The sequence below is a fragment of the Phytopseudomonas daroniae genome (assembly GCF_004327285.1).
In the GTDB taxonomy this organism is placed as follows: Bacteria; Pseudomonadota; Gammaproteobacteria; order Pseudomonadales; family Pseudomonadaceae; genus Aquipseudomonas; species Aquipseudomonas daroniae.
Genome location: NZ_QJUI01000049.1, coordinates 1 through 3,778, shown reverse-complemented (window position 1 = coordinate 3,778; position 3,778 = coordinate 1). Strand labels below are relative to the sequence as shown.

At 55.0% G+C, this 3,778-nt stretch carries 5 protein-coding genes and 1 pseudogene; 1 reads left to right on the top strand and 5 read right to left on the bottom strand.

The features are described from left to right. Positions 1-329 (top strand): hypothetical protein (locus tag DNK06_RS25395; protein WP_242674781.1); only part of this gene is annotated, 329 nt, incomplete at its 5' end. Between the two features lie 34 nt (positions 330-363). Here DNK06_RS25395 and DNK06_RS24995 read toward each other — a convergent pair. The 5 genes and pseudogenes from DNK06_RS24995 to DNK06_RS25180 form a co-directional block, all read right to left on the bottom strand. Further along, positions 364-834: an SMI1/KNR4 family protein gene (locus tag DNK06_RS24995; RefSeq protein WP_131182661.1), complete on the bottom strand. Its 471-nt coding sequence runs from the start codon at positions 832-834 to the stop codon at positions 364-366. Positions 835-848: 14 nt separating this feature from the next. After that, positions 849-2,084 (bottom strand): HNH endonuclease signature motif containing protein, encoded by a 1,236-nt coding sequence (locus DNK06_RS25245; RefSeq protein WP_207389944.1) that lies wholly within the window; start codon positions 2,082-2,084, stop codon positions 849-851. Between the two features lie 205 nt (positions 2,085-2,289). Further along, on the bottom strand, positions 2,290-2,502 hold the full coding sequence (locus tag DNK06_RS24985; protein WP_131182662.1) for a PoNe immunity protein domain-containing protein: 213 nt from the start codon (positions 2,500-2,502) through the stop codon (positions 2,290-2,292). A gap of 104 nt (positions 2,503-2,606) precedes the next feature. Then, entirely contained in the window at positions 2,607-3,002 is a 396-nt protein-coding gene (locus tag DNK06_RS24980; RefSeq protein ID WP_131182660.1) for an SMI1/KNR4 family protein, read from the bottom strand. Positions 3,003-3,011: 9 nt separating this feature from the next. Next, a pseudogene (locus tag DNK06_RS25180) lies at positions 3,012-3,778 on the bottom strand (hypothetical protein); the annotation flags it as partial.

The following is a 3,778-nucleotide window of genomic DNA, read 5'->3' as shown; positions in this document are numbered from 1 at the left end:
GGCAGCAACGGATAGCGCTCGCTCTGCCAGTGTTCGTCGTAGGTGCCGGCATGCTGGAGGCGTGGCTGACTCCAGCGCGCCAGGGGCGCGAAGCCTTGTGCCGGCAGATCGTCATGGGGGCTGGTGATCGGCGCCTGGGGGTCTTCGATCTGCGGGGCCGGCAGCTCGCATACACCTTCCAGTGCCCAACCTCACCTGCCCCGATAACCTTTAGAAACTCCGTAATATTCGCCAGGGATGCTTGGATAATGGGTACGAATATTCCTTTCATCATCTGCCGATATGGCGTCATCTTGTCGATTGCAAAACCGCTGCCTTTGATCTGCTGATAGTAGCTGTATATGGCCGAGTATTTTTCGGTTTTCAAGTGAATAGCTGGGTCTTGAAGTCAGCGAAGGAGGGTGCCACTGACTCCGTGTGCGGAGCGAAATCATCGGATTGGTTGTGATCCCAAAGTACCACCTCGGGGCATTCAGAGTTTTTCCGAAAATCCAGGCAGAGAAAGTCACCAGCAAAAAGCGCTGCGAAAGGAATGATCTTGCAGCCGATCTCGTCAGGATCATCGCCGAGTCGGGCATCCAGCTCTGTCATTACTACTGATATGTCGTACTCACCTATGTCATCTGAATTAGGATCGAGCATAACTGGTAGAAAGCGTTCAATCAGTCTGTCCATACCGTCATGGATAAATAGATTTTTTTCGGGAATTCCACCATTGCCGTGTTGAAGGAATTCAATAAAGTCCAGAGGCAGTTTTACTCTGCAGTAACGCTCCAGTGAATTGATCGCTTCAATGGGGGGCGCTGAAATCTGCCCTACTGTTTTTAATTCCATAACAAACTCCTAGTTCATCTCTTGCCTGCCGCCCACATGCCTGTAGATCGACCGCCAGAGTGAGTAATGATGTTATGCGGCCCAAACGGCACGAGTTCCATTCTACCCGGCAGCTCTGAGTGGTGCCATGTGAACCCGCTCGGGCGACCTCCGGGTATTTGACTGTCCAACCATTTGAACTGCGCTTTGTCTCCCGATTTCCACAAATGTTCAGGGAGGTGTTCGACCCGGCTGACCAATCCAGCTTTCTCGAAATCTGGGAACTTGGTGCCAGGTTTGAAAGGCACATCTGGTATCAGGCCCTCTGCTATTGCTTGCCGCTTTATCGCCTCTTTTTGCCCACGGGTGAGGTTCTCCCCGCCAGGGAAATCTTTTTCCCATGACCAGCGTTTGTTTGAGTTCACTAGCCTCGCGTATTGCTGAGCGTTTGACAATTTAGCTATATGCACACCGGTCCCGGCTGCATCCGCGGCTTTTTCTGCTTCCTTGGTGGCCTCCGGCAGGCGCCGCCCCAAACCACCCGCATCCGCTGCTACGTCAGCCCCCCGTGCCGTATCCGCTGCAGTATCCATTACGCGGGCCGCCTTGCCCGCTCTACTCGCACCCTTCACTACCACGCTGCCGGGTATGAACATCGACAGCACCGAGCCGCCGATCTGTGCATCGCTGGTCAGCTCGAACAAATCCCCGGCGTAGCCCGCGTTCATCATCTGGCTTGCCTGGCTGGCCAGTTCGTTGGCTTTGGCCAGGTCGCCGGCCTGATGGGCGGCAAGGGCAGCCTTTTCCATGGCGTCGGCGCGCATGGCGATGCTGGGCAGGCCTGCCGCCGAGCTGTACTTGCTGGCCAGTACGCCGAGGTTCCACAGATCCGTAGGCAGGTTGCCGATGCCCTTGAGGACGCCGATGCCGGTATCCAGCGGATCGTCGGCGCTCGCCCCGGCGATGCGCTGGGCGCTGCTCCAGGCGCCGGAGCCGAAGTCCTTGGTCTTTTGCCACAGCGAGCGTTCGTCGGCTTCGGCGTCGAGCAGTGCCTGTAGCTCCGGGTTGGCTTCCTGGGCCGGTTTTTCGGCTCGGGTGTCGGCGCTGCGCTGGGTGGTGACAACCTTGCCGAGTGCGCCACCGATGCCGGAGCCGTTGCAGTTGACCAGGCAGGTACTGTCCTGGCGTACCAGGGGAATGCCATTGACCTTGACGTCGTTCTGGCCGCTGAGGAACCTGACGTAGCCACCGCCCAGGGAGGTGCCGGCCACCACGTGGGAACCAGCGTCGCCCTGCACGCCCTTGTGCAGGTCGCCGACGCACATCCTGGGCTTTGACGTCGGGCGAAGACTAGGTCTGATTGCCTATGGTGGCGAAGTTGCGACCTGTGCCTGATTAGCAGCCTGACCGATACGAATCACTGATTCACATTCCATATCGGTGCAGGCGATTGCGGGTGAAGCGATGCTATATAAATCAGGTGTTGTGAACTAATTCAGCCGGATAGTGCGCATGCGTTCTGAAAGACGAGTCGTCTATTCCAAATAGCTTCACTACCAATGCGGCCTCAAAGCACCAATAACCAACGTAGCCGGTGTCTTCGCCCTTATGGTTGTCGTACCACGCTGCAAGGTTCTTGTTGCCTTTGTACCAACCGTCGAGGAATTTCTTGTAACGAAAGCAACCTATTCACCAGTGGTAATCACCGGGCTACTTAACCAAGATGACACTACCCGTTTCTAGGCTAAGCAGACTTTATATCTATTGCTTTTTCTCGATCCAAATTGTCGCGATCAAGAGTAAGTAGTGACAAGTGCTCGTATGAAACTCTCAAAATTTGATGCCACTTTCCGAGTTCTGCGATTCGTCGGGTCGATCTCGACCACATTCCATGTATCTATGTCGTAACCCACGTTGTAGCCCTGAAGGTCATCTCCTATGAGCAGAACGTTTTCGACGCCATCGCTATCCCCATAGATTTCTTCAGGTTCAACTGGTCCGCTGTAGAGCTCGAATGCGGCATCACCAATCTCTCCTGCTCCAACAGTCAACAGGAAGTCAATGTAGTCAGCGGGAATGGCTGGGTAAAGGGCACGGATAGCGGCCTCATCATTTGGCGAAATTGGAATCATCCTGTCGATTAAGGAACCTTTGCCCTTCGCATTTTGATAATCCAGGTACATGCTCATGATTTGCTCTCACTTTTCGAATAAGTCTCGGGCCGGGCTTCCCGACCTATGTATTCCGCCCTGATGTTGATCTGGGAATCTGGCTGGATGCATATTCCACCATTTATTGGGTCCGCCGTAGCTGGATTCAATCAAGTGATGTGCATCGTAGGGTTGTCCAACACGTCGAATAACTGAGCCGTTTTTCGAGAGTACATCCTCGCTATACCTTGGCCATTTCTGATTTGTATTTTTTTCCCACTCTGAAATCAAATCGTTTTTCACTCGATTGAAGTCAGTCCGGTGCGCCGCTGCGGCCTCCACATCTAAGCGCTGATACTTATTGGCTCGTAGCTCTTGCTCAAGCAATTTTCTTTGGTTTTCAGGGATATTCCGACCGGTGCGAGCTTCGACATCCTTGATGTAGGCTCTGATTTTTTTCGCAAGCTCCGTCCAGGCTGTGCTTCGAGATGCAATATGCACACCTTGTTGGGCTTTTGTTCCTGCGGCTCCCGCATCGACCGCTGAATCCAGCGCATGTGCCCCACGCACCGCTTTGCCCGCTCTACTCGCCCCCTTCACCACCACGCTGCCGGGTATGAACATCGACAGTACAGAGCCGCCGGTCTGTGCATCGCTGGTCAGTTCGAACAGGTCGTCAGCGTAGCCGGAGGCCATCATCTGGCTTGCCTGGCTGGCCAGTTCGTTGGCTTTGGCCAGGTCGCCGGCCTGGTGGGCGGCAAGGGCAGCCTTTTCCATGGCGTCGGCGCGCATGGCGATGCTGGGCAGGCCTGCCG

Excerpts from the sequence above, each read along its gene's own strand:
- DNK06_RS24995 (WP_131182661.1), bottom strand. The coding sequence starts at position 834 with ATGGAATTAAAAACAGTAGGGCAGATTTCAGCGCCCCCCATTGAAGCG.
- DNK06_RS24980 (WP_131182660.1), bottom strand. The coding sequence starts at position 3,002 with ATGAGCATGTACCTGGATTATCAAAATGCGAAGGGCAAAGGTTCCTTA.